This is a genomic window from Aminobacter sp. 01T433, assembly GCF_056398585.1.
Window position 1 is genome coordinate 1 of sequence record NZ_JBFTPR010000050.1, and the last position, 3,913, is coordinate 3,913.

At 61.4% G+C, this 3,913-nt stretch carries 5 protein-coding genes; all 5 read right to left on the reverse strand.

Annotation, left to right across the window (positions count from 1 at the left end):
- Positions 1–133: 133 nt before the first annotated feature.
- Positions 134–607: a carboxymuconolactone decarboxylase family protein gene (locus tag AC1DLV_RS30165; RefSeq protein ID WP_476803637.1), complete on the reverse strand. Its 474-nt coding sequence runs from the start codon at positions 605–607 to the stop codon at positions 134–136.
- Between the two features lie 12 nt (positions 608–619).
- Positions 620–1,009 carry a VOC family protein gene (locus AC1DLV_RS30170; RefSeq protein ID WP_476803636.1) on the reverse strand — a complete coding sequence of 130 codons (390 nt, stop codon included), beginning with the start codon at positions 1,007–1,009 and terminating at the stop codon, positions 620–622.
- 82 nt (positions 1,010–1,091) lie between these two features.
- Entirely contained in the window at positions 1,092–2,261 is a 1,170-nt protein-coding gene (locus AC1DLV_RS30175) for a beta-keto acid cleavage family enzyme (protein WP_476803635.1), read from the reverse strand.
- A gap of 98 nt (positions 2,262–2,359) precedes the next feature.
- Positions 2,360–2,683, reverse strand: coding sequence for a hypothetical protein (locus AC1DLV_RS30180; protein WP_476803634.1), 324 nt, complete (start codon positions 2,681–2,683; stop codon positions 2,360–2,362).
- Positions 2,684–3,247: 564 nt separating this feature from the next.
- Positions 3,248–3,913: DUF2182 domain-containing protein (locus AC1DLV_RS30185; protein ID WP_476836343.1), on the reverse strand; the 666-nt coding region annotated here is incomplete at its 5' end.

Sequence of the window (3,913 nt, forward strand, 5' to 3'; positions counted from 1 at the left end):
GCTTTCGCTTCAAGAACAGTTCGGCGCATGAACCCAAAACAACGAAGGAGAAACGCACGAACTTGACCACCACCACCAACACGAACGATACCTAAAGGCGGGTCACTTCTCGGTGGAAACGCCGGGTCAGCTCTCAGTGGAAATCAACACATTGGGGATCGAGCGCGAAGAATGGGTCCCACGCCGTGTTCCACTGGCCGATTGCCTTCATCCGGTCGCATGCAGGCGTTGCGACCGGGGCTTTGGCGACAGGGGACTTTCCGGCGGCGACAGCTTCCTCGAGCAGGATGGGCGCGCCGAGGCTGCACGAATGAATCGACATGACAGAGCCCATCTTGACGACGGCGAGGATTTCATCGGGAGTCGCTCCCGCATCAAGCGCAGCCCGGATATGGCGCAGCGTGCCGTCGCGGTTGAGATTGGTACAGGCGACGTTGACCGCGACCGCGACCAGTTCGCCGAATTTCCGGGAGAGGATGTTGCCGCTCCATGGATTTGTGCTCATCGTCCGGCATGTACGCCCCCAGGGCTCGTCAAACTTTTGGAGCTGCGCCAATGTGCCGGCGTCCCACGGTCCGTCTGGTGCACCTTCGGTCGTCTGTGTCATTGCTCGCTCCCGTCAATCCGGTTCCGGCGTGGGAAAGGCGCGTACGTCGGGTTGCCAGACAGCGAATATGTTTCCCGACGGATCGGCCAGAACGGCGACCCATGCGGTTCGTGGAACTGCCGTCTTCGGCCTCACCACCATGGCGCCCATTTGCTCGGCGAGGGCTATCGAATCGTCGATCGACTCGACGTCTACGAATTGCAGCCAACCCTTCGGGTCGGCTCGGGGCCGGTAGGTCAGCCCCCCGCCCACGCTCGTTGTGTCGGTCGGATCCAGGTGGATGCGCCAATAGTCCAGGCCTTCCGCCCGCTCCATCCGCCAACCGAAAAGTGTGCTGTAGAACTCGGAGAGCCTCCCCGGTTCGTCGCTATAGATTTCAAAGTGCGTTATCCGGCCAGCCACGCATTCCTCCCGCGCTCGTACTGGAACTGGTGGCCTGCAGAGGAGCGCAGACCACCATGCAAAGGCGATAAGTCGTTCTCGGCTATGCGATTGCGATCTTCAGTTTGGCCTGTGCGGCCCGGACCGGCTCCGGTGCGATCATGCACGCCGCGATCGGATGCGAGTCGCCGCCGAGCACGGCCGGCTTGATCTTCCCGTCAGTCGGCCAGGTGAGGAAGCCCGGATTGAAGTCGGATGGGCTGGGAGGCATGCCGTTGTTCTGCAGCGTCTCTTCGACGCTGTTGTACCAGGTGCCGACCTTCATGATCTTGCGGGCTTCCTCTGCGGTCGCCACCTTGCGGCCGAATTCCTTGGCAAGACGCACTACACCCTTAACCTGCTCGACCGAACTCTTGCGCTTGCGGTCCGCGCCCCAGATGTTGTCCTCGTTGCCGACGCGTATGTGCTGGCCCAGCACCAGGGCCATCGCCGAGATCGAAATCAGCCCGCGCATGCTGGTCCAGAAGGTGTTGACCGAGCCTTGCGGAACCCGTTCGAGGAAATGCATCCAGTCAAACTGATTGCGATACATCGTTCCGCCACCATAGCCGCAAAGCGCCATGTTCAACGGCCCCATGTAAATGCCGGCCCGGATACAGCGCTCGACGAGGTCCCATTGATGGGGGCCGCAGGGAACGAAGTAGGGCAGAATGCCGTTTTTCCGAAGGCGTTTGAGGTGCTCGACGTAGAAGGCGGGCGTGGAATCCACTACCATGCCTGCCCATGCCGCCTGCACCTTCGGGTCTTCCATGTGCGTGCCTTTGATGTCCTCCGGAGCGAATGTGGAGGCGATGTCCCAGAGCGAGGTGCCGGTCGTCACGGTCACGAAATCCGGCTTCGGGTCCAATTCGGTGAGCATGTGGCGGGTGTCGTAGTCGAGCCACTTCGCCTTGGCGTCGTCCGTGTGCGGCGCAAACGAGATCGAGCCGCCGACCTGGATGATCATGTCCGGCACGGCTTCCTTCACCCGCTTCAGAAGGTAGTTGTATTGGTCGAAATTCGTCGAACCCATGCCGGTGGCAGGGTTTCGAACGTGGAAGTGCAGCATGGTGGCGCCGGCCTCGTAGCAGTCCACCGCAACCTGGACCTGTTCGTCCCAGGTGAGGGGGATGTCGCTTGAGTCGCCGGGCAACCACTGGGGGCCGTAAGGCGCCGCCGTGATGATCAGTGGCGCCATGTTTTCCGGCAGTATCGAGTTGTCGGTATAATACATATGTTGTTCTCCTTCCTTCAGTGGCAGTTCCTGCAGCGACGGGCACCTGTCCGCCACGTCGCGAGGCATTGATGTGCTCGTGCCTTGAACTTTGCTGCTTATGGTGGTGGCTTTTTCGGTTGGACTATCCAGCCCACGCGGATCACGTTGGCTTCCTGCAGCGCCCTCGCTATCTCCGCTGCAAGTCGATCAATCGAAGCTATCCATTCGGCGGTTCTCTCCTCGCGAACATCCGGCGGCAGCGCTTTGGCTGCATGTAGCGCAGACTCGGCCTCTGCCAGTTCCTCACACATGTCTGAAAACTCGCCGTCGCGGAGCATCAGTTCCTTGATTGCCCGACGCTCAGCCGGGAACCGCCGCAACGCGGCCGTCTCGCCTGCTTTCCGCTGCCAATATTTTGACATCGACGCCGCTTCCGTCATCGTGTGTCGTCATTTTCGCTGACGAGCGTACACTCGGCGCCTCGGGATTCTGCGTAGTCTACGCAGGTAACACGGGGGTAACGTCCAGATTCCTCGGCCAGTGGCGAGCAACCGATTTCTAGGCCCGACCGGTTCGCTGGTTCAAATCGAACCGCCAATACAGACAGCTCGTTGACAACAGGAACTCCTGTGAAAGCGAGGTGACGTGGAGCGTGGTGCCAAGGCTCGTCGATGGTTCGCGCCAACTACGAAGTGCCGCGCGCTTTGCGAATGTCCATGCCGAGGGAACAGGCTGGCGGTCGTTGGGTAGGGGCTCCACGTCCGAGAAAGGATCAGGTCGCGGCGATGCCTGCGCCCCAGCCTAAATGTCTGCTCTCGACGATTCGCTGACTGAAGCTGCCGGTCTGTTCTCGCCCCCGAGCTTCCAGGCAGCGACGCGCCAAACAAGAACCTGACGCTCGCGCCGCATCGTTTGCTCGATATCCGACCATTAGCTTTTCGGCACGAGCGACTTGACCACCTTGTCGATTGAGAAGCGAGCGGCCTTGGCGCGGGGAAATGCCCCTAACCGCCAATCCAAGGCATCTCAATCACCCCGAGCGCTACAACGATCCCGAGACCCAATAGCGCAATACCCAAAGCACCTTCGAAGCGGCGGCCACGCGGCTGCAGCTTCTCGACGAAGACGACCAGCGTCAGAAGCAGCATCCAGGCGACGCTCATGACGCCGGCCGCAACCAGCACAGCAAACAGCACCCAGCAGCACCCAAAGCAATAGGCGCCGTGGCGCAGCCCCATCTCAAGCGCGCCAACCCGGCCCTCGCGCCAGTGCTGCGCAACGAACGCGAGCGGTGAACGGCAATGGCTCAGGCAAATATGCTTGAGGGCCGTGAACTGGTAGAGCCCGGCAATACCAAGCGTGGCACCGAGCGCGAAGGGTGCCCATTTCGACCGCAGAGGCGGATCGAGGCTCGTCGCAAGCTCGCTGCCGAACTGAACCAGGACATACACGAGAAGGCCAGCCGCCGCCCAGACGAGCATGTAGCCCGCGACGAAGATCCATGTCGGGACGGCCACGCGTCGTTCGCGTCTCGCCTGTGCCGTCGCGAACATAAAGATCATGGGCGCCGCGGCCGGCAGCATCATAGCCGCCATCATCACAGTCCACACAGCGAGAAAGGCAGCGGCGCCGGCAACTGACCAGCCGTCGGCGGCCATCCCGGACATAGC